This window comes from Haloarcula halophila, from assembly GCF_029278565.1.
Lineage (GTDB): Archaea > Halobacteriota > Halobacteria > Halobacteriales > Haloarculaceae > Haloarcula > Haloarcula halophila.
On sequence record NZ_CP119559.1, the window covers coordinates 925,663 to 945,646 of the forward strand.

General features: G+C 65.1%; 23 protein-coding genes, 1 tRNA gene, 1 other RNA gene and 1 pseudogene. 15 read left to right on the forward strand and 11 right to left on the reverse strand.

The features are described from left to right. The first annotated feature begins 110 nt into the window (after positions 1-110). The 8 genes from P0204_RS04860 to P0204_RS04895 all read left to right on the forward strand — a co-directional run bounded on the left by P0204_RS04860 (position 111) and on the right by P0204_RS04895 (position 5,955). Entirely contained in the window at positions 111-530 is a 420-nt protein-coding gene (locus tag P0204_RS04860; protein WP_276222165.1) for an urease subunit beta, read from the forward strand. Next, a complete protein-coding gene (gene ureC, locus P0204_RS04865) occupies positions 527-2,233 on the forward strand; it encodes an urease subunit alpha (protein ID WP_276222167.1) in 1,707 nt (568 codons plus the stop codon). The genes P0204_RS04860 and ureC overlap by 4 nt, the downstream gene beginning before the upstream one ends. Beyond that, positions 2,230-2,583, forward strand: coding sequence for an urease subunit gamma (locus P0204_RS04870; RefSeq protein WP_276222168.1), 354 nt, complete (start codon positions 2,230-2,232; stop codon positions 2,581-2,583). Before ureC ends, P0204_RS04870 begins: the two co-directional genes overlap by 4 nt. Beyond that, positions 2,580-3,203: an urease accessory protein UreG gene (gene ureG, locus P0204_RS04875; RefSeq protein ID WP_276222170.1), complete on the forward strand. Its 624-nt coding sequence runs from the start codon at positions 2,580-2,582 to the stop codon at positions 3,201-3,203. Before P0204_RS04870 ends, ureG begins: the two co-directional genes overlap by 4 nt. Next, on the forward strand, positions 3,203-4,129 hold the full coding sequence (gene ureD / locus P0204_RS04880) for an urease accessory protein UreD (RefSeq protein ID WP_276222172.1): 927 nt from the start codon (positions 3,203-3,205) through the stop codon (positions 4,127-4,129). The genes ureG and ureD overlap by 1 nt, the downstream gene beginning before the upstream one ends. Beyond that, the gene (locus P0204_RS04885) at positions 4,129-4,722 is read left to right on the forward strand and encodes an urease accessory protein UreE (protein WP_276222173.1); all 594 of its coding nucleotides are present in this window, start codon (positions 4,129-4,131) and stop codon (positions 4,720-4,722) included. The genes ureD and P0204_RS04885 overlap by 1 nt, the downstream gene beginning before the upstream one ends. Further along, positions 4,719-5,408: an urease accessory protein UreF gene (locus P0204_RS04890; protein WP_276222175.1), complete on the forward strand. Its 690-nt coding sequence runs from the start codon at positions 4,719-4,721 to the stop codon at positions 5,406-5,408. The genes P0204_RS04885 and P0204_RS04890 overlap by 4 nt, the downstream gene beginning before the upstream one ends. Positions 5,409-5,499: 91 nt before the next feature. After that, positions 5,500-5,955 carry a histidine kinase gene (locus P0204_RS04895; protein ID WP_276222177.1) on the forward strand — a complete coding sequence of 152 codons (456 nt, stop codon included), beginning with the start codon at positions 5,500-5,502 and terminating at the stop codon, positions 5,953-5,955. Between the two features lie 21 nt (positions 5,956-5,976). Here the strand turns inward: P0204_RS04895 and P0204_RS04900 are convergent, their stop codons facing one another. Then, complete coding sequence (locus P0204_RS04900) at positions 5,977-6,579, reverse strand: class I SAM-dependent methyltransferase (protein ID WP_276222179.1); 603 nt, start codon at positions 6,577-6,579, stop codon at positions 5,977-5,979. 237 nt (positions 6,580-6,816) lie between these two features. On the opposite strand from P0204_RS04900, the gene P0204_RS04905 reads away from it, so the two are divergent. Continuing rightward, on the forward strand, positions 6,817-7,011 hold the full coding sequence (locus P0204_RS04905) for a cold-shock protein (protein ID WP_276222180.1): 195 nt from the start codon (positions 6,817-6,819) through the stop codon (positions 7,009-7,011). A gap of 87 nt (positions 7,012-7,098) precedes the next feature. Here the strand turns inward: P0204_RS04905 and P0204_RS04910 are convergent, their stop codons facing one another. Then, complete coding sequence (locus P0204_RS04910) at positions 7,099-7,821, reverse strand: profilin-fold protein (RefSeq protein ID WP_276222181.1); 723 nt, start codon at positions 7,819-7,821, stop codon at positions 7,099-7,101. Between the two features lie 162 nt (positions 7,822-7,983). Here P0204_RS04910 and P0204_RS04915 point away from each other — a divergent pair, with 162 nt between their 5' ends. Beyond that, positions 7,984-8,946: a patatin-like phospholipase family protein gene (locus tag P0204_RS04915; protein ID WP_276222183.1), complete on the forward strand. Its 963-nt coding sequence runs from the start codon at positions 7,984-7,986 to the stop codon at positions 8,944-8,946. Positions 8,947-8,950: 4 nt separating this feature from the next. On the opposite strand, the gene P0204_RS04920 is transcribed toward P0204_RS04915, so the two are convergent. The 3 genes and pseudogenes from P0204_RS04920 to P0204_RS04930 form a co-directional block, all read right to left on the reverse strand. Then, positions 8,951-9,220 (reverse strand): hypothetical protein, encoded by a 270-nt coding sequence (locus P0204_RS04920; protein WP_276222184.1) that lies wholly within the window; start codon positions 9,218-9,220, stop codon positions 8,951-8,953. A 31-nt stretch (positions 9,221-9,251) separates the two neighbouring features. After that, positions 9,252-10,490: a transposase gene (locus tag P0204_RS04925; protein WP_276222185.1), complete on the reverse strand. Its 1,239-nt coding sequence runs from the start codon at positions 10,488-10,490 to the stop codon at positions 9,252-9,254. A gap of 210 nt (positions 10,491-10,700) precedes the next feature. Continuing rightward, positions 10,701-12,071 (reverse strand): annotated as a pseudogene (locus P0204_RS04930) (TIGR00366 family protein); the annotation flags it as partial. Positions 12,072-12,241: 170 nt separating this feature from the next. Between P0204_RS04930 and P0204_RS04935 the strand changes: the two are divergent. Further along, positions 12,242-13,108 (forward strand): SDR family NAD(P)-dependent oxidoreductase, encoded by an 867-nt coding sequence (locus P0204_RS04935; RefSeq protein ID WP_276223246.1) that lies wholly within the window; start codon positions 12,242-12,244, stop codon positions 13,106-13,108. Between the two features lie 229 nt (positions 13,109-13,337). Here P0204_RS04935 and P0204_RS04940 read toward each other — a convergent pair. Beyond that, positions 13,338-13,412: transfer RNA gene (locus P0204_RS04940), tRNA-Arg, on the reverse strand. Positions 13,413-13,579: 167 nt separating this feature from the next. On the opposite strand from P0204_RS04940, the gene P0204_RS04945 reads away from it, so the two are divergent. Continuing rightward, positions 13,580-14,212, forward strand: a complete 633-nt coding sequence (locus tag P0204_RS04945; protein ID WP_379801710.1) for an RAD55 family ATPase — start codon at positions 13,580-13,582, stop codon at positions 14,210-14,212. On the opposite strand, the gene P0204_RS04950 is transcribed toward P0204_RS04945, so the two are convergent. Further along, positions 14,209-14,490: a DUF5798 family protein gene (locus tag P0204_RS04950; RefSeq protein WP_276222189.1), complete on the reverse strand. Its 282-nt coding sequence runs from the start codon at positions 14,488-14,490 to the stop codon at positions 14,209-14,211. The two genes, P0204_RS04945 and P0204_RS04950, sit on opposite strands and share 4 nt — an antisense overlap. Before the next feature lie 79 nt (positions 14,491-14,569). Between P0204_RS04950 and P0204_RS04955 the strand changes: the two genes are divergently transcribed. Together P0204_RS04955 and ffs are read left to right on the forward strand one after the other, a co-directional pair. Next, positions 14,570-14,983, forward strand: coding sequence for a DUF7548 family protein (locus P0204_RS04955; RefSeq protein ID WP_276222191.1), 414 nt, complete (start codon positions 14,570-14,572; stop codon positions 14,981-14,983). A gap of 60 nt (positions 14,984-15,043) precedes the next feature. After that, positions 15,044-15,355: signal recognition particle sRNA (gene ffs, locus P0204_RS04960), an RNA gene on the forward strand. Positions 15,356-15,715: 360 nt separating this feature from the next. Here ffs and P0204_RS04965 read toward each other — a convergent pair. The 3 genes from P0204_RS04965 to P0204_RS04975 are packed head-to-tail and all read right to left on the reverse strand — an operon-like array spanning position 15,716 to position 17,209. Next, positions 15,716-16,624 (reverse strand): mechanosensitive ion channel family protein, encoded by a 909-nt coding sequence (locus tag P0204_RS04965; protein WP_276222193.1) that lies wholly within the window; start codon positions 16,622-16,624, stop codon positions 15,716-15,718. Further along, entirely contained in the window at positions 16,621-16,869 is a 249-nt protein-coding gene (locus P0204_RS04970) for a YhbY family RNA-binding protein (protein WP_276222195.1), read from the reverse strand. Before P0204_RS04970 ends, P0204_RS04965 begins: the two co-directional genes overlap by 4 nt. Before the next feature lie 52 nt (positions 16,870-16,921). Further along, positions 16,922-17,209 carry a ribonuclease P protein component 4 gene (locus tag P0204_RS04975; RefSeq protein WP_276222197.1) on the reverse strand — a complete coding sequence of 96 codons (288 nt, stop codon included), beginning with the start codon at positions 17,207-17,209 and terminating at the stop codon, positions 16,922-16,924. 80 nt (positions 17,210-17,289) lie between these two features. Between P0204_RS04975 and P0204_RS04980 the strand changes: the two genes are divergently transcribed. Then, a complete protein-coding gene (locus tag P0204_RS04980) occupies positions 17,290-18,345 on the forward strand; it encodes a glycosyltransferase family 4 protein (RefSeq protein ID WP_276222199.1) in 1,056 nt (351 codons plus the stop codon). 229 nt (positions 18,346-18,574) lie between these two features. On the opposite strand, the gene P0204_RS04985 is transcribed toward P0204_RS04980, so the two are convergent. Next, positions 18,575-19,897, reverse strand: a complete 1,323-nt coding sequence (locus tag P0204_RS04985) for an MFS transporter (RefSeq protein ID WP_276222201.1) — start codon at positions 19,895-19,897, stop codon at positions 18,575-18,577. Positions 19,898-19,984 lie beyond the last annotated feature (87 nt).

Genomic DNA, 19,984 nt, shown 5'->3' on the forward strand with positions numbered 1-19,984 from the left:
GGGAAGGACAGGCGCTAATTGCACCGACAGGAATCGGTTTATCCAGTGTGGTTGAACACAGGGGTATATGTTTGCCAAACAATCGGACGGAGTCACAGGTGTGATCGACCGTGTCTGACGGGTTCGTCCCGGGCGAGATCATCCCCGGCGAGGGGACAGTAACGCTGAACGAGGGCCGGGACACCGCCGAGGTAACCGTCGGCAATACCGGCGACCGACCGGTCCAGGTGGGCTCGCACTTCCACTTCTTCGAGGCCAACGCCGCCCTAGAGTTCGACCGCGAGGCGGCCTTCGGAATGCGGCTGAATATCCCGGCCGGAACAGCCGTCCGGTTCGAGCCGGGCGACGAACAGACCGTCGAACTCGTCGATATCGGCGGCAAGCGGGTCGCCCGCGGGATGAACGGGATGGTCGACGGCAGCGTCGACACCGACCCGAGTGACGCGCTCGAACGGCTCCGGGCGGCCGGCTTCGGCGACACGGGGACCGACGAGAGCGGACCGCGAAACGACGAGGAGGGAGAGGAATGACACGAGAGATCGACCGTGACAACTACGCCGAACTGTACGGGCCGACCGAGGGCGACAAGGTCCGTCTCGGCGACACCGAACTGTTCGCCGAGGTCGAGAGAGACCTCCGGACCCACGGCGACGAAGCCGTCTTCGGCGGCGGGAAGACGCTCCGTGACGGCCTCGGACAGGCCCCCGGCGTCACCCAGGAGGAGGGCGCACTCGACTGGGTCATCACCAACGCGACGATCATCGACCCGAAACTCGGGATCGTCGCAGGCGACATCGGCATCCGGAACGGCGAGATCGCCGGTATCGGGAAGGCCGGCAATCCGGACACGATGGACGGCGTCGACATGGTCGTCGGCCCGTCGACGGACGCCTATCCCGCCGAGGGGAAGATCGCGACAACCGGCGGTCTGGACATCCACATCCACTGGAACTCCGCACAGTTGCACGAACACGCGCTCTCCTCGGGGATCACGACGATGCTCGGCGGCGGCTACGGCGGCGGCGCGACGACCTGTACGACCGGCCCCGAGAACATCAAGCGGTTCCTCCAGGCCGCCGAGGCCTGGCCGGTCAACGTCGGCTTCTACGGGAAGGGCAACGCCTCCGATCCGGAACCGCTACGCGAACAGGTCGAGGCCGGCGCCTGTGCGCTGAAACTCCACGAGGACTGGGGCTCGATGCCCGCCGCCATCGACACGGCGCTTTCCGTCGCCGAGGACGAGGACATCCAGGTGTGTATGCACACCGACACGCTCAACGAAGCCGGCTTCGTCGAGAACACCTTCAGCGCCGTCGACGGCCGGACGATGCACCTGTTCCACATCGAGGGGGCCGGCGGGGGCCACGCCCCGGACATCATGGAGATGGTCGGCCAGCCCAACATGCTCCCCTCGTCGACGAACCCCTCGATGCCCTACACGGACAACACGTTCGACGAGCACCTGGACATGGTGATGGTCTGCCACCACCTCAACCCGGACGTCCCCGAGGACGTCGCCTTCGCCGAATCCCGGGTCCGGGCCGAGACCATCGCCGCCGAAGACGTCCTCCACGACATGGGCGCCATCTCGATGATGACCTCGGACTCCCAGGCGATGGGCCGGATGGCCGAGGTCATCTCACGGACCTGGCAGACGGCCTCGAAGATGAAGTCCCAGCGGGGGCCGCTGCCCGAGGACGAAGGGTCCGGTGCCGACAACTTCCGGATCAAACGCTACATCTCGAAGTACACGATCAACCCGGCCATCTCGGCGGGAATCGACGAGTACGTCGGGACCCTGGAACCGGGGAAGATCGCCGATATCTGCCTGTGGGACCCCGCCTTCTTCGGGGTGAAGCCGGCGATGACGTTCAAGGGCGGCTTCCCGGTCCACTCCGAGATGGGCGAGGCCAACGGTTCGCTGATGACCTGCGAGCCGATCCTCCAGCGCGAGCGGGCCGGCGCCGTCGGCAAGGCCAAACACGCGCTCTCGCTGTCGTTCGTCTCGCCTGCCGCCGCCGAACGCGGCGTCGGCGAGGAGTACGGCCTCGATTCGACGGTCGTCCCGATCGAGGGCGCTCGCACGCCCGGGAAAGGCGACATGGTGTACAACGACTACTGTCCCGACGACATCGAGGTCGATCCCGAGACCTTCGAGGTCGAGGTCGACGGCGAGAACGTCACCTGTGAACCGTCCTCCGAACTGCCACTCGCACAGCGGTACCTGCTATGAAACTCACAGCCAAAGAGCAAGAACGGCTCACGGTCTTCACTGCGGCAGAGGTCGCACGGCGTCGCAAGGAGCGCGGCGTCCTGCTGAACCACCCCGAAGCGGTCGCGTACATCAGCGACTGGTGTATCGAGCGCGGACGGGAGGGCCAGTCGGTCGCGGAGATCCGGGCGGGTGCGTCCCAACTGCTGGGCCGCGACGACGTCATGGACGGCGTCCCGGAGATGATCGACATGATCCAGGTCGAGCCGGTCTTTCCCGACGGGACGAAGCTGGTGACCGTCCACGACCCGATCCGTTCAGATAGCGTCGGGACCGCCGATCAGGGCGACGACGAGAGCACGGACACATGAGCAAGACACACCGCGACGTGGCGACCGTCGGCGTCGGCGGCCCCGTCGGCTCGGGCAAGACGGCGCTGCTGTCGGAACTCGTCCCGAAACTCCGCGATGCGGGGCTGGACGTCGGCGTCATCGCCAACGACATCCTCACACAGGAAGACGCCGACCGACTGCGCGAGCGGTTCGCCGACGTGGTCCCCGAAGACCTCGTCGCCGGCGTCGAGACCGGTGCCTGCCCGCACACGGGCATCCGCGAGGACCCATCGATGAACCTCCAGCAGATCGATTCCTTCGTCGAGGAGCACCCTGAACTGGACGTGGTCCTCGTCGAGAGCGGCGGGGACAACCTCGCGGCGACGTTCAACCCCGAACTCGCGGACTTCTCGCTGTACGTCATCTCGGTCGCCGAGGGCGAGGACATCCCCCGCAAGCGCGGCCCCGGCGTCGTCGACTGTGACCTGCTCGTGATCAACAAGACGGACCTGGCGCCCCACGTCGGCGTCGACGTCGACGTGCTCGAATCGGATGCCCACGAGGTCCGGGAGGGACCCACCGTCTTCACCAACTGCAAGGCCGGCGAGGGCGTCGACGAGGTGATGGCCCACATCGACGAAGGGGTGCTGTTCGCCTGATGGCAACGGACGGTGAGCCGCTGCCGGAGGAGACGGACGCTCCCCACCCGACCTTCGCCGAGTACGCCGCCGAGCCGGTTCCACAGGCCGCCGTCGGCGCGCCGGGGAAAGACGGCGTCCTCGAACTGACCTTCGCCGACACCGCGGGCGGAACCGCGCTCGTCGAGGACTACGCGACGGTGCCGTTCCACATCTCCGGGACGCTGGGCCACGACCCGCATCCCGACGCCGAGACGGTGTTCGTCCAGTCGCCGACCGGCGGGATCGCTCAGGGCGACCGCCACGATATCACGGTGACCGTCCGCGAGGGCGCCGTCGCCAACGTCTCGACACAGAGTTCGACGAAAGTCCAGTCGATGGAGTGTAACTACGCGGCCGCCGACACCACCCTCTCGGTCGAGGCCGGCGGCCACTTAGACTACGTCCCGGAGCCGACCATCCTCCACGAGAACGCACGGTACTGTCAGGACCTCCGGCTGGAGTTGGCGGCGGACGCGACGGCCGTCCTCAGCGACGTGGTCGTCCCCGGGCGACTCGCCCGCGGCGAGGCGTTCGCCTTCGAGCGGTACCGCTCAACCGTGGAGGCAGCAGGCCCCGACGGGCTGCTGTTTACCGACACCACGCACCTAGCTCCCGAGGAGGACGACCCGACGGTACCGGGGATGCTCGGTGAGTTCGCCGTCTACGGGACGGCGTTCGTCGTCGCCCCCGATGCGGATATCGACGGTCTGAGCGACGCTATCCACGAGGTCGTCGCCGACCGTGAGGCCCGGGCGGGCGCGAGTGCCCTCCCGAACGACGCGGGCGTCTCAGTCCGTGCGCTGGGCCACCGAGCGGAGACGGTGACGGCCACGCTCCGGGCGGCCTGGAACCACGCACGACAGGAATTGCTGGGGGCACCCGCACCCAGCGGGAGGAAGTACTGATGCGCATCGCCGACAGCTACCTCGGCCACCGCGAGGACACCGCCGTCCAGGAACGACTGGCCGAGGCCGATCCGGTGACCGTCGTCCTCTCGGACACGGAGCGACAGCGCTCGCGGGTCCGGACCCGAACCGACGACGGCCGCGATCTCGGGATCGTCGTCCCGCAGGACTTGGGCGACGGCGACGTACTGGCCGCCGACGACGGGACTCTCGTCGTCGTCGAACTGGCGTCGATCGACGCGCTGGTCCTCGATCTGGCCGGGAGCGACATCACGCCGACGGCCGCACTGGAGTTGGGCCACACCCTCGGGAACCGCCACTGGGATCTCGCCCTCCGGGACGGGGAGGCGCTCTTTCCGGTCCCCGACAGCCGCGAGCGGATGGACGCCATCGTCGAGGGGGAACTCCCGGCGGATGTCGACTACCGCTACGAGACCGTTCGGCCGACGCTGTTCGACGACGGCGACTCGCCGGACGACCATCGACACGAGCACAGCCACGGGCACGAGCATGGACACGACGACGATCACAGCCACGAGCATAGCCACGACCACGGCGTCCACACCATCGACGACCGGGAGGGAGACACGTGAGCGACGACGCCACCCTCAGTGCCTTCCGTCTCGCCGACTCGTTCCTGCCGGTCGGGACCTACACCGTCTCCTACGGCCTCGAACAGTTCACCCAGGACGACCGGATCGACGACGCCGACGATCTCCGTGAACTGCTCGGAACCTACCTCCGTCGCCAGGTCGGACCTGCCGAACTGGTCGCGCTGCGGGCCGCACACGCCACAGCCACTACCGGCGACCTCGACGGCATCTGCGAGGCCGACCGCCGGCTGAGCGCGGTGACGCTCTCCGCGGAGTTCCGCGAGAGCGCCCAGCAGTCCGGCGACCGACTGCTCTCCCTCCAGCGTGAACTACAGGACGAGGACACGCTGGAGCGGTACGCCGAGCGCGTCGCGGCCGGGGACGCACCCGGCAACTACGCTGTCGTTCTGGGCGTGACCACCGCACTGGCCGGGATCGAGGTCCGGCGAGCCTGTCTGCTGTGCTGTCACGGGTTCGTTACCGGCCTGCTCGGGGCCGCCCAGCGGTTGCTCTCGCTGGGGCATACCGACGCCCAGCGCGTGCTGGACGACCTCCGGCCGGTGATGGTCGAAGCCGTCGACGACAGCGACGATACCGACCTCGACGAGATGGCCCCGTTCGCGCCACTTGTCGACGTTCTCGCGGCCGAACACGAGCGTGCCGAGCGACGCCTGTTCGCGAGTTGATCTGTTCTCGTATTTTACTCTTCGGGAGAAATGCGGGATCGGTGCGGTCTCAAGTCGCCTTCATGCCACAGCCACCGGCAGTACAGCGTGCATGGCAACGAACACACAGACTACGGCAGAGACGGAGGTATTGCTGGACGACTGGCAGGCCGGTGTCGTCGGTGGAATCGCGGGAGCAGCGGTCATGGCCGTCCTCGTCTCGGTCATGAACGCGGCCGTTCTGAACGGAGCGATCCCGGGGCTGTACGGACTCTCCGGTGGCGTCGCTGGCTGGACGGTACACCTCTCACACGGTGCCGTCCTCGGAGTCGTCTTCGCGGCGCTGATCAGGTCGATCGGCGGGGGATCGACCGGGAGAACCGTCGGTCTCGGCATCGCCTGGGGCGTCGCGACCTGGATCGGTCTGGCGGCGCTCGTGATGCCGCTCTGGCTGCGTGCAGTCGGGTTCCCCCAGGCACCACCGGTCCCCAACTTCGCGATTCCGAGCCTCCTCTGGCACGTCGTCTACGGCGGGGTCCTGGGCGTGGCCTACGCGGTGCTGCGTTGAGCGGGTGCCAGAGAGACTGGTTCACTCCGGGGGCCGGAATACCCGTATCGTATCGCGTTTTCCGGTCGTCGATTCGACCTCGGTCATCCCCCGCTCGGAGAACACCTCGTTCCAGTCCCGATAGTACAGCGGTAAATCGTCGTCGACGTAGTTGACCGTCCCGGCCTCGCCGCTCTCGTTCTCGACGGTGACCAGAAGTTCGCCGGCGATCCGTGCGATGTCGTCGAACACCCACGTCGAATCAGGATGGATGTGCTGGAGTGTCTCGACGGAGAAGACCACGTCGAACGCGTCGTCGTCGAGGTCGGTGACGAACTCCTCGATCGATGCGGCATGGAAGGTGCCGTCGGCCGCCAGATCGGGATACGTCTCGGCCAACACGTCAAGTGCGTCGGCGTTGAGGTCGACGCCGGTGAGATCGGTGAAGCCGGCGGCTGCCAGTTCCGCCAGGTGTCGCCCGGCGTTACAGCCCACTTCGAGGACGCTGGCGTCGAACTCGACGTGTCGTTCCAGTAGCGAACGGACCAACTCGCTCGTCGCGTCCGACCCGTAGTGGGCGTAGTACGTCGGCGAATACTCGCCCGAGCGGTCCGCCCACTGTCGCCGAACCTCGTGAGAATCCACGTTCGATCATCGAGACCATGACGAATAACCCTGCTCATACGCGAACGAGTGGGCGGGGACGGAACCAGCGGCGATCCGACGGGACGGAGCCGTTCCCGAACCAACTGGCCACAGAACCGTAACCGACGGTCGGCTCGGCTGGTCTCCGCACAGGCTGGATGTTTGTCCAATATATCGAAATTATAGTAGACGAACACCGGTTGGTTTATGAGTGTCTGACTCCGACTGTCAACCGCAATGGTAAACGGTACTGTGGATTTCTTCCACGACAACGGCGGCTACGGTTTCATCTCGACTGAGGATGCGGACGATGACGTCTTCTTCCACATGGAGGATGTCGGCGGCGCGGACCTCGAAGAGGGACAGGACATCGAATTCGACATTGAAGACGCCCCCAAGGGCCCGCGCGCGACGAACGTCGTCCGCGCATAAGCAGGTCGCAGCCGTCGCAGACGCGACGCTCACCGCCTGACTTCTTCCGATCCGACTCACTGGCGAGCGACAGCGTCCGGTGCCCCGTCACAGTTCGACAGTTCCCAGCTCCGCCTCCAGCTCCCCGACGTGGTCGTTGTACGCTTCGACGAACCCGCGGAACCGCGGGGCGTACTCGCGGATGTCGGCCGCCGAAGGCTGTTCGTACTGTGAGAGGAGGTAGAGCCCGCCGGTTCCGCCGACGCGGAGATACGACGCCCGGGACTCCTCCCACTTCAGTTCCCAGCGTGTCCCCTCGACCCGAGTAGTGAAGCTCCCGTAGTCGCCGCCCTCGTAGCGGTGCAGTTCGCCGGCGATCCGGTCACACACCTCCCGTACACGGTCGAGGACGCGGTCCCGCTGGGCGACGACGCCGTCGGTCGTCGCCACCGCGGGGAACTCCGTCGAAACGTCGTCGAGGACGCCGTCCAGCGAAGCGACGTAGTCGTTGAAACCGGCGACGAAGGCGTCGTAGTCGGCCATCGCGTCGGCCAGCGGGTCCGGTTCGGGCGGGTGTTTCGTCGAGACGACGTACACCTCCGAGCCGCGTCCGGGGTCGAACCGCAGGTACTCCAAGTCCCCGCCCTCGTACTTGACGGTCCACTCCCCGCGGTCGGTCTCGATCGTCGTCTGTCCGTAGTCACCGCCCTCCAGCCGTGCGAGCTGGTAGGCGACACGGCCGGCGTGGTCCCGAACCGCCGCGACCAGTTCGTCCCGTCTGTCGGCGACCGCCGTCGCGTCGGCGGGGTCGACCGGTGGCCACTCTATCACACCGGATTCTCTGCCGGGAACGACATAACTGGTACGGTCCGGGACAGTGCCACGGACCGGCGTCGATCCACCACAGGCGCGGGGACACACTGACGTGGCCGTAGTGGGCCGACAGCGGCGAAGCCGGTTCGCTTAATGGGATTCGCCGACGACCACTTGTCGATGCCCACCGACCAGACAAACGTCGCTATCGCCTGTCAAGGGGGCGGTAGTCACACTGCGTTCACCGCAGGTGTCCTCCGAGAGCTGCTACGGGATCTCCCCGAGAAGTACAATATCGTCGGCTTTAGCGGCACGTCTGGCGGCGCTGCCTGTGCGACACTGGCCTGGTACGGCCACGTCCATCCCGAAGCGGACCCGGGCGAACTACTGACCGGGTTCTGGACGGACCTCTCGGCGTCCTCGCCGCTCCATCGGGTTGCGAACAACGTCATCCGATGGGGTATCGCTCTCGAACGGGCCGGCGTCCCCTTACCCGATATCAGTCCGGCCGACTCGCCGGGTTCGAAATGGGGGAAAGACGAGTTCCAGAAACTGCTCGAATCGTACGTCGATTTCGACGCGGTTCCCGAGTTGCTCGACGGCACCGAGCCCGGCCTGTTTCTCAGTGCCATCGACGTCTGCGGTGGCACCTTCGAGATCTTCCGTGAAGACGACCTCTCCAGCGATGCGATCATCGCCTCGGCCGCCGAACCACACCTGTTCGAAGCGGTCGAGATCGACGGCAAACACTACTGGGACGGCCTGTTCTCGAAGAATCCCCCGATGCAGGATTTCATGGAAGCGACGGACAATCCGGACCCCGACGAGATCTGGCTCATCAAAATCAACCCACAGGAACGACCGGAGGTCCCACGGAGCATGGAAGGGATCCACAACCGCCGGAACGAACTCTCCGGAAACCTCTCGATGACCGCCGAGATACGATTCATCGAACGCATCAACGGCTTCATCGAGAAGGGCTATCTCCCCGAACGGTACACGCATACGGAGATCCGACGGATTCGTTTCCCGAAGAGTCGCAAGCTCGACTGGCGGACGAAACTCGACCGCGACCCCGAGTTCATCGAACGACTGGTCAAGGACGGCGAGAAGCAGGCCAAGACGTTCCTCGACGCGCTGTAGCCGATCACGTCGTCACGTGGCCCATCCGCGCCCCGTCGTCGATCGGGCACTCACCGGCGGTTCCGTTCTCGGCAGCGTACATCGCGCTCTCGTGAGTCCCGTGGGAGGGTTCTGGCGTGGTCGCGCCGGGGTCCACACAGTCGGCAGTCCCGGCGCTGTGAACCGACGCCGATCCCGCGATCCCACCGAGTAGCGCGGCGGCGATGACGACCGCACCGACGAACAGCCAGCGTTTGACCTCCTCCCGCGCCTGAAGACGCGGGAATCCCGCCATGGGATTTCAGGCCGAGTGCGGCCCTGTGGTTTCAAGACGCATACGTTCCACGCGTCTCCTGCTGGGTTTCAGCATCGGCGTGGCTGTCTTGTGGCGCGGTCAAACGCGCCCCATCCTCAGCCGAGTCATCGTCGTTTTCGTGTTCTCTAAAACGACTCTCTCCGCTGAGGTAGCGGTCTGCGATGTTTATCGCCCCGTTCACGTCGGCTTGGTACTCGCCCACCCAGCAGTCGTCGTTCCTGCATTTGAACGCCGCCTGTCTCGGACGGTATCCGACCTCACCACACGCATGGCATTCTTTCGAGGTGTTGCGCGGATTCACCGTCTCAACAGAAATACCCCTCTCGACGGCTTTGTAACGTATCTGCGCGTGGAGTTTCGCGAACCCCCAGCCGTGGAGACGGCGATTCATGTACTCGCCGTAGTCCATCGACTCCCGTATGTACGTCAGGTCTTCTAGCACCAGCACGGGATTCTCGACGGACTCAGCGTACTCCACGACGTCGCGGGTGACGCGGTGGAACACGTCGTCTATCTGGTTCCACAGCGAGTCGCCGAACGATTCGGCGATACGGTCGCTTTCCCGTTCTTGAAGCCGTCGGGTAGCGGTGAAGTAGGTCTTGCGGAGCCGACGAACGGTTTTGCCCTCGTCGGCCCACAGTTTGGGGCGGGTCGGAGAACCGTGGTCGTCGCGGTGACACACCGTGACGAGTGACGCTTCCCCGATGTCTACTCCGATAGGCGTCCGTTCGTCGTCGGACGCTTCGGAACAGTCCTCCACCTCGCGGGTGGCAGTGACGTGGAGATACCACGTCCCGTCCCGCTGGAATAGCCGACTCTCACCCATCACCGCGTCACCAGCGTGTAACGCTTCCAACCAGTCTCGTTGGTCGGGATTGGACTGTGCTGGCAGCCAGAGGTGGTAGTCTTCGTGGTGCGGGATTTTGACGTACCATTCAATAGCGTTGTCGGGCTGGTGGTCGAGTCGTAGTCCCTCGTTCGTGAACCGAACAGGGTGGTCGTCGTGTAAGTCGCCCGCGTTGTACGTCGTTGTGAGTTGTGGGACGTACTTCTTGAGGGCGTTCTTTGCGTACCCCGATAAGTCGTAGTTGACCACCACGTCGTTCGCTTCGGCCTGGGTGGTACAACCGGCGTCGAACGCATCCCCAAGGGCTTGTTGATATGCGTCCCGCGTCTCACGAAGCTTCTGTTGCTTGTGGACGTTTGGGTCCACAAGCTTCAGTTCAACTGTCTTCGTGAGTTCGGTCATCGTCCCCGTAAGACAGTTTTCGGGTCTGACCGACAAATACCTAAGCCAACCAGAGTGAAAGTGAAAACGTGGGAAATCCGGTACTGGCGGGATTCGTGATTCGAAGCACTGTGCCTACCGCTTGACCTCCGCCTGAAGACGGAGGTATGCGCTATTGGTCTTTATCACGATCCGTCGCTTATCGAGCGTCGTCAAAAACAGTTTGCCCGATCAGAGGACGGCCAGGAACAGCGTGAGCCAGCCACAGACGATGACGAGCCCGACGACCATCGCGACGGTCGTGTAGCCGATGATGTCACGGGCACGCAGGTTCGCGATCGCCAGCAGTGGAATCGCCCAGAACGGCTGGATCATGTTCGTCAGTTGGTCGCCCAACATCTCGATGAGTATCGCGTCTCGCGGTGTCATCCCCATCTCGGCGGTGAGTTCGAGCATGATCGGCCCCATCGCGACCCACTGCCCACCACCGGACGGGATGAAGATGTTGACGAAGCCGGCGACGAGCACGCCGATGACCGGCCAGGTGGCTGGCGTGGCGAACCCACCGACGAACTCGACGATGAGCGTCGCGAGTCCCGTTCCCGTGAGGATGCCGGCGATACCGGCGTAGAACGGGAACTGGAAGATGACACCCGAGATGTTGCTGACGCTCTGTTTCATCTGGTCGATCAACGCCATCGGGCGAACCCACAGCAGGACGGCCAACGTGACGAACAGCGCGTTGATGCTGTTGAGCGTCAGGTTCGAGATCCCACCGGGCGTCAGCACCCACGCGTCGACCACGAAGTACGCGGGAAAGAGGGCGATAGAGAGCCCGATGAGCCGAGAATCGTTCAGCCTGTCGGCGAACCGTCGTCTCCCGCCGTCGGTCGTCGCTTCGGGTGCTGGCTCCCCGTCTGCCACGTGGACAATTGCGTCGATCTCTTTGAACTCCGGGCGAGGGAGCTGTGTGATCCCGTCTTTGGGGTGAAGGAACCCCATCACCACCGGGATAACTACGAGCAGTGTGCCGGTCGTGACGACGTTGGCCGTCGAACCGATGGTCTCCGAGAGCGGGATCGTCTGGCGGAACTCCGGGGCCCACGCGGCGGGGATGAGCGTCGAGTCGGCCATCATCAGGCTCACCAACGACGTGAGGCCGCCGTGATAGATCATCAGGCTCGTGTATCCCGCCGCGGCGAGCAAGGGGTAGTGGACCGCGATTCCCCTCTCTCGGCACTCGTACGCGACACGTTTGGCCATGATCGCGCCGACGATGAGGCCGATCGCCCACGAGACGAGTGCGGCGGCCATCGCCACGAAGCCGACGAACCAGACGGCCGTGAACTGGGAGTTCGGAGGTCGTGCCAGCTTTTCGAGTTGACTGGTGAACTTCGGTGACTTGGCGATCGCGTCCCCCGCCATCAGTAACACCGCGATCGAAGCCATAAACGGGAGTAACGTCCAGACGCCCCTGTTCCAGGCAACCAGCGTCTCCTGTGGTCCGGCGCCGGTCAACAGCGCCGCGCCTGAGGCGATGAACGTGAGCAGAATCGCGATGACGTACGGGTCGGGGATGTACTCCTCCGAGAGGTCGGAACAGAGTTCTCCAAACCGTCAGGTAGTGTCAGCATGCAGGTGAAACACTACCGAACCGTATCAACATGTCGACTCTTTTCCGAGCGACGGAGCAGCAGTCCAGCTGGCGACCTGTGCCGAGGTTCCCCGACAACTATTCCCAGTAGTGGTACGACGGTCGGACCATGGCTGACATGACTGTCGACGAGGCGATGGCCAAGTACGGTCCCAGTGAGGTGACACGCGACGATCTATTGACGATCGACGACCCGAACTACACCGCTGACAACGTCGTGATCGTCACGGGCGGCGGTGCAGGGATCGGCCGTGCAACGGCACTGGCGTTCGCTGCGAACGGCCTCACGGTCGTTGCGACCGACCGCGACGACGACGGGCTCGACGCCGTCCAAACCGAGGCCGCGGAGCTTTCCCTCCCCGGCGAGGTCGTTACGGTGACGGCGAACCTGACGGACGACGACGGCCTCGAACGCATCGTGGACACCGCCGCCGAGCAGGGGTCGCTCCGCTATCTGATCAACAACGCCGGCATCCAGACCGTCGCGCCGATCGAGTCGTTCCCCATCGAGAAGTACGATCTGATGCACGACGTCATGCAGCGAGCACCGCTCGTTCTCACCAAACACTGTCTCCCCCATTTCCGGGCCAACGAGGACGGCCGTGGCGTGGTCGGCAACATGTGCTCTGTCCACGGCCATATCGTGACGAAGGACAAGGTCGCGTACAACACGACGAAGTTCGGGTTGCGCGGGCTGACTCAATCGACCGCCGCCGAAGGCGACGGAAAGGTCCGTGCCTTCACTGTCAGCACCGCGTACGTCAAGACGGCACTCGTCGCCAAACAGCTCCCCGACACCGCCGACCGGCGCGGGATGACAGTCGACGAAGTCGTCGAGAAGGTGATGCTCGAACGAACCCGAGTGAAGGAGATGATGGAACCCTACGAGGTCGCGAACCTGTTCGTCATGGGCTGTTCTCATCACAGTCGGCATCTCAACGGCGGCGATATGACCCACGAAGGTGGGATGAGCCTTACCTACTGACCGTCGTTTGTGGGACCTGAGTATAATCGTGCAGTCCTGGCCCACCAAGACAGGCTTCGAGGAGCGACGACCGTGGTTCAAGCCTCACAGGTTACCGTGGGCTCACGAATCTGCTCGCGGCAGAACACGGGCGCCGAGGGATTTGAACCACGGTCGGAGCAAGCTCCTCCCTGATGCAAATCCCTCAGCCGACGCTCCTCAGCGCTCACTATCGTTCGCACAGAAGTCACGGGCGCTGAGGGATTTGAACCCCCGACGGTTTGGTCCGAAGCCAAGCACTCTGTCCAGGCTGAGCTAAGCGCCCTACAGTATCATGTATTCTCGGACCCACTGTTAAACCAACCGGTTCGCCGTGACCGGAGATCCGTCATCTGAACGACACACAAACAATAAATGTCGGCTTCAAGAACAGGTAGACATAGCGTCGGCGACGTTCGGAGACGTCGGTACTACTGCCAAGATACGGGTCATATGTACGAATTTGGATATCAGCTATCGGGGGTTTCGGTGCCGCCTGGGACGAATCTCCTCATTACAGGTCCACCGTTGACGGGGAAGCGTCGGCTCGCACTGGAGACACTCGCTAGCGGTACCGAAGACGGTGACGGCGGTATTTTACTCACGACCCGGGACGGCGCTGACCGAATCCTGCCAGTGTACGAACAGCTAGCTGATCCGACGGCGCCGGTAACCGTCATCGATGCAGTCACCAAGCATGTGGCCCAGTCCGTCGAGGAGACCGAGCGCATCAGTTACGCCGCGTCGCCGACTGAGATGACCGAGATGGGGATCAAGTTCTCCGAGATCGTCGAGTCCTACGACGAGCAGCCGGGGATCGACCGGACCCGCGTAGTCGTCGACTCGCTGACGACGTTGCTGCTCTACGCGAATCTTCAGACCGTCTTCCGATTCATGCACGTGTTCACCTCCCGTGTCGAGAACGCTGACGCCGTCGGGGTCTATACGATCGAATCGACCGCCCACGGATGCGAAACGATGAACACGCTCACGCAGTTGTTCGACGGCGTCGTCCGGGTCGACCGCGACGGGGAGTTCACGGTCGAACTCGATGCCGACCCGGCACAGGCCGACCCGGCCGATTAGCGGGTGGTGTCGTCCGTGTCGGGCTCCGTTTCGGCGTCGTCGATGAGCGCTTCGGTCTGGACCGTCTCGACGTCGATCCCCTGCTCGTCGGCGATAGCTTCCAGCAGCGCTCGCTGTTCGGCCAGTTCCCGGTCGAGGTCGTCGACGCGGTCGTTGGTCTCCTCGACAGTCCCCCGCAACTCTTGGAGCTGTGTCTTCAGTTCGGTGACCTTCGCGTAGAGGTCTTCGGCGATGTCCGCGACCTTCTGGATCTTCTTGGCGGTCGAGCCCAGTCCCATACGCCGCTATACCGGGAGCGTTCATTTGCCGGTTTCGTTCGAGCGTCGGTGTTAAGACGACGCCCGCCCCAGCGCCGGTATGAACGACCTCCGTGTCGCGCCCACCGTGGGCATCGCCGGGTGTCTGCTGTACCTCGTCGCGCTGGCTGTTCCGTATGCGCTCGTCGAGACGACGAGTGCCGTCGGCGCGTACTACGGATCGGGCGCGCTGACGCCACTGGTGCCGGCCACCTTCGCGATCATCGGCGTGATCGTCTTCGCTGCGGGCCGGGAAGGCCGGTCCGACCCCAGCGTGGTCGCCGGTGCAGGCCTCGTCCTGGGGCTCTTCCTCGTCGGCCTCTCGCTTGTGTGGGCGGTGACCGTCCCCGAGAGCCTCGTCCTCGGGTTGACCGAGTCGACGCTCATGGAGTACCACCGCTGGGTGGTCGTCGTCGCCGCAGTTCCGGTTCCGCTCGGTGCCACGTGGTTCGCGAACGCACTGGATCTGCTGTAACTGATCGCCCTCTCGCGGTCTGGCATCCGAAAGGCCCTTATGCCACGCCGGTGGATTTGCTGGTGGACTAGGTCGGGGGGTTTGGCCCCCCTCACAACCCGCACTACGGTCATCAGCGGGGACCGAAGCCCGGGGGCGTCCGGTCCGACGGACGTGGACCCCGTGAGCCAACGTGGAAGCCTCGTCCCGCGGGGACGGCGGTCCACGCGGTCGCATCTGCAGGGATGCGCCCGCGTGGTTGATCGATGGCACCCCGCCAGGCACGGAAGTGAGCAGCGGACCATCGGACACCCGTCGCTCGTGGGGTCGCGGGGTGGAGGAGGCAAACGGGATTACCCACGGCCGAACGCCGGGCAATCTCGGGGTCCATTCCATTCATACCTGACCACCTTTTTGCTCGTTGGGTGTCCTCACGAGCCGTCGGCTCGCTGCGGGCACCCGACGAGCAAAACGTGGGCGAAAAAGGCCGGAATCTCGGCCTACGGCCTCGATGGTCGCGGGGATGGCGTCACGGACGAGTTTGTCGTACTCACGAGCCATATCCGAGCCACAGCCTGCCAGACAAAGTGGTTAGTAGCCGAGACTGCCGGAGAGACGACCACGCTAGCCGCTCGCGGCCTCCGTGCCGCGAAGACGGAGAAGGGCAGGCCACGGAGCATCCGCCGAGCGAAGCGAGGCGGTTCACAGGACCGAACGGAGTGAGGTCCTGTCTTTTTCCGTAAAAAGTGGTCGCTAGTCGTCGGCGGTTTCCGCGACGGCCTCGTAGCCGGCGATGTCGAGGCTGCCTCCGAGCGTGCGGTTCGGGTAGGGGATGTTGATGTCCTCCTCGTCGAAGCGCTGTTTGACCGTCTGGACGTACTCGCTGCGGGTCTTCACGAAGTCACTCCGGCTCGGATCGTCGATCCAGATTCGGGACTTCAGCCCGACCGAGGAGTCACCCAGTTCGGTCAGCCGGACCGTGGGTGCGGGTTCGTCGAGGATCTCCGGGTGGCTCTCGGCTTCCTCGATGATGATCTCGGTCGCCTTGTCGATGTCGTCGTCGTAGCCGATGCCAAAGAGGAACTGCAGGCGGAGCTGTCCCTTGGCGACGGGGTTCTTGATGACGCCGTCGGTGAGGTTGGAGTTGGGAACCGTCAGCAGTTCGTTGTCGAACGTCCGGACGCGGGAGACGCGCAGACTGATGTCCTCAACGATGCCGGAGTTGCCGTCCCACTCGATCCAGTCGCCGATCCGGAACGGCTTGTCCGTGTAGATGAACACACCGGCGACGAAGTTCTTGAGAACGTCCTGCATCGCGAACCCGATCGCCAGCGTGGCGGCGGCCGCGACCGTGGCGAGCGACTGCAGGAAGTTCCCGTAGCCGGCAAAGCCGAAGGCGACCGAGATCGCGACGAAGACGATCAGGATGCTCGTGACCTTCTTCAGCGGTTTCCGTGCGTGTTCGTCGAGCTCACGAGTCTTGAGCGTACGATCGACGACCGGCAGAATCAGCAGACGGCCGAGGACGTAGACGACAGCGAAGGCGATAATAAACGAGATCGCGGCACCGATGGGGCCGGCATACGGAACGCCGGCGGAGTCCAGCAGTCCAGCGACCGCACCGCCGCTCGCGGCCCCACCCGTCGGCGTGGTCTGTATCATCGTTCGAACACCGCTGTGTGCCCGCGAGTCTGGACGACGTCGGCGCCGGCCAGTTCAGCGAGGTCGGCTGCCAGCTCTTCCGTGGTCGTCCCCCCGCGGGCGGCACGGAGGAATTTTACCTTCACGAGCGATCGGTCGGACAGTTGGTCGTCGAGTTCGTCGGCGACCGATTCGACGCCGTGTTTCCCGACGCGGAGTGTCGCATCGAGTTCGTGTATCTCCTGTCGTCGACTCGCATCTGACATGTGTCACGTATATCGGGGACAGACGTATAAAACCAGTCGTCGGAGCGGATGCTCAATCATACGGATAGCGGAACTGTGCGCCACAGTCACAGGTGACAACGACGTGACCGGACTGCGTGCGGGACCGTGCGTTGACCCCGTGGACGAGAAATACATCACAATTCCCACACGTCGACCGCTCGAACGGTCTGGGGAGCCGGAGCCGGTGGCGTTCGGCGACCCGGCGCGCTCGCCGGACGTATGCCCGAGCCCGGTCGGGGTAGCCATCGCGGACGGCGTCGCGAGCCAGCGACGCGAGCCGGTCGATCCGTTCGCTGGCGATGGCCGTCTCGTCTGTCATCGTCGGTGGTTCGCCGGCGCCGGGAAAATGCCTTCCGGAGAGTCGGTAGGAATTTGGTGGCGGCCGGGCATCTCCCAGCCGTGCGCGTCCTGAACTACCTCGAACTCGACGGCCACCTCGACCGGTCGGGGATCGGTACCGCCGTCGATCAGCAGCGGGCGGCGCTGGCACAGGCAGACGCCGACGTCGACGTGGTGACCGAGCCGTGGCACGACGGCCATCCCGGGTGGGCCATCGGCGGAAACCTGGCGTTCGACGACCCGGTCTTCCGCGAGTACGATCTGGCACACTGCAACATGATCGGCCCCGGGTCGGTGGCGGTCGCCCGACACGCCCGGCGAAACGACATTCCACTGGTCCTCCACGCCCACGTGACCCGGGAAGACTTCCGGGACAGCTTCAGAGGGTCGAACCTCGTCGCACCGGCGCTGGGGAAGTATCTCAAGTGGTTCTACTCGACCGCCGATCTGGTGCTCTGTCCCTCCGAGTACACCAAGGGCGTCCTGGAGTCGTACCCCGTCGACACCCCGATCCGACCGATCACGAACGGCGTCGACATCGACGCACTGGAGGGGTTCGAGGGGACCCGAGAGTCCTACCGCGACCGGTACGACCTCGACGGGATGGTCGTCTTCGCCGTCGGAAACGTCTTCGAGCGGAAAGGACTGACGACGTTCTGTGAACTCGCCCAGGCGACCGAGTACGACTTCGCGTGGTTTGGCCCCTACGACGACGGCCCGCAGGCCTCGAAGGCGGTAAAACGGTGGGTCAACGACCCGCCCGAGAACGTCACGTTCACCGGGTGGATCGACGACATCCGCGGCGCGTTCGGCGCCGGCGACGTCTACCTGTTCCCGACGAAGGCCGAGAACCAGGGGATCGCCGTCCTGGAGGCGATGGCCTGCGGGAAGGCGGTCGTCCTCTCGGATATCCCCGTCTTCCGGGAGTACTACGAGGACGGCCACGACTGTCTCATCTGCGCCGACGAGTCGGAGTTTCGGGAGGCGCTGGACCGCCTGGCGGAGAACCCCGACCTGCGCCGGCGGCTCGGCGAGAACGCCAGAGCGACCGCCCGCGAACACGGGCTGGATCGGGTCGCCGGCCGACTGACCGAGACCTACGAGGAACTGGCCTGAGAGGTTCAAACGGCCGTTGTGCCCACCGGCCGATACTTGCCGGTGGCGCGGCATGGTCCAGGACGGATCGTCGTTCGGTTCTCGCCGTCGTTGCGGCCGTCGCTGCCGGCTGTTCGGAGTCTGCCGACCCATTCAGTGACGACGCCGGTGGCGCGTACCTCGGCCGGTAGGACGGCGGGGTCGACTGGACCACCGTTCGCTCCGCAACCCGGCGACACCGACGGAGTGATCACCCTGCCAGCGGCGACTGCTCGCCGCTGTTCTGGGGGGCGCGCCGCCAGACGACGGCCACCAGCACTGTCCCGACGAAGACGAACGCGCCGGCGACACCGAACGCCAGCAGGAAGCCGCGAGCGCCGAGCCAGCCGCCCAGCACGGAGCCGAGTCCGTTGGCGAGTCCCGAGACGGCGGTGTAGAGTCCGAGCGCGACCCCGCGGATCGACGGCGGCGCGAGCCGCGTGACGATACTCGCTGCCGTGACCGCGATGACGGCCCAGGCGACCCCGATGAGCACGAACACGACGCCGTTGGTCACGAGCGACAGGGTCGTCGCCGCCACCGAGAGGCCGACGACGGCGACCAGCGGGTGCAACACCGCTCGGGAGAGCAGGGCGGCCGCCTGGAGCGCGCTGGCGTCGTAGCGGTCTGCGAGCCGGCCGGCCCCGCCGTAACACAGCGCGGACCCGACACTGGAGACCAGATACAGGGCGAAGACCGTCCCGGAGCCATACGAGAGTGAGCGGGAGAGATACAGCGGTAGCGGCCCCCAGAAGATCCCGAAGCCGACGAACGTCGCGACGATGGCCACGAAGTACAGCGACAGCGACGGGGTTAGTCGTGCCAGCAGATCGCTCACGCTGATCCGTCGGGTGAGCCAGTAGAGCCGCCCCGGTCCGACCGGAAACGTCGCCGACCTGACGGGGAGCCGGCGGGAGCGCGCGAGCGCGCGGGCGACCCGACTCGGCCGTGGCCCCTCCAACTCGCCGCGATCGGCGGGAAGCCAGCCGCCAGCCAGGAGTCCGGCGATCCCGGCCGTCCCGGCACAGACCCACAGAAGTGTTCGCTGTGCGGTCTGTGGGTCCAGCGGACCCGAGAGCGCCGTCGTCCAGACCAACCCGAGGACGAGTCCCCCCGCCCAGCCCCACCCTTGGTAGCGGTTCAGTGTGGCGAACCGTGCCGACCACTCTCGTTCGAGGTGGCCGACAGTGACAAGCAGTGTCAGTACAGGTGCGGCGGCCCCCGCCGCGAACCACAACAGTCCGTTACCGGCGACGACGAGCAGTTCGGACTCGGTCAGCGACACCCCGACGATTCCGGCCACAGCCATCCCGAGTGCGGCCAACACGAGCACGCGGCGGCGCCCGGTCCGATCGGCGATTCGGCCGAAGATGAGCGCACCGGGTGCGCCCGCGGCGGCCGCGACACCCGCCAGGACACCGAGCATCAGCGTCCCGCCGCCGATACTCACGAAATACAGCGGGACGAGCAACGATGCCGCACCCAGCGCGACGGAGCCGACCGCCCACGCGTACAACCAGCGGTCCGAAGCCATTGCTGTGTTATCCGGGACCGCCCCCAAAACGGTTTGGCTCGACGGTCACGGATGGCAACGATTTAACCGCTGGTCGTGTTACGCCGC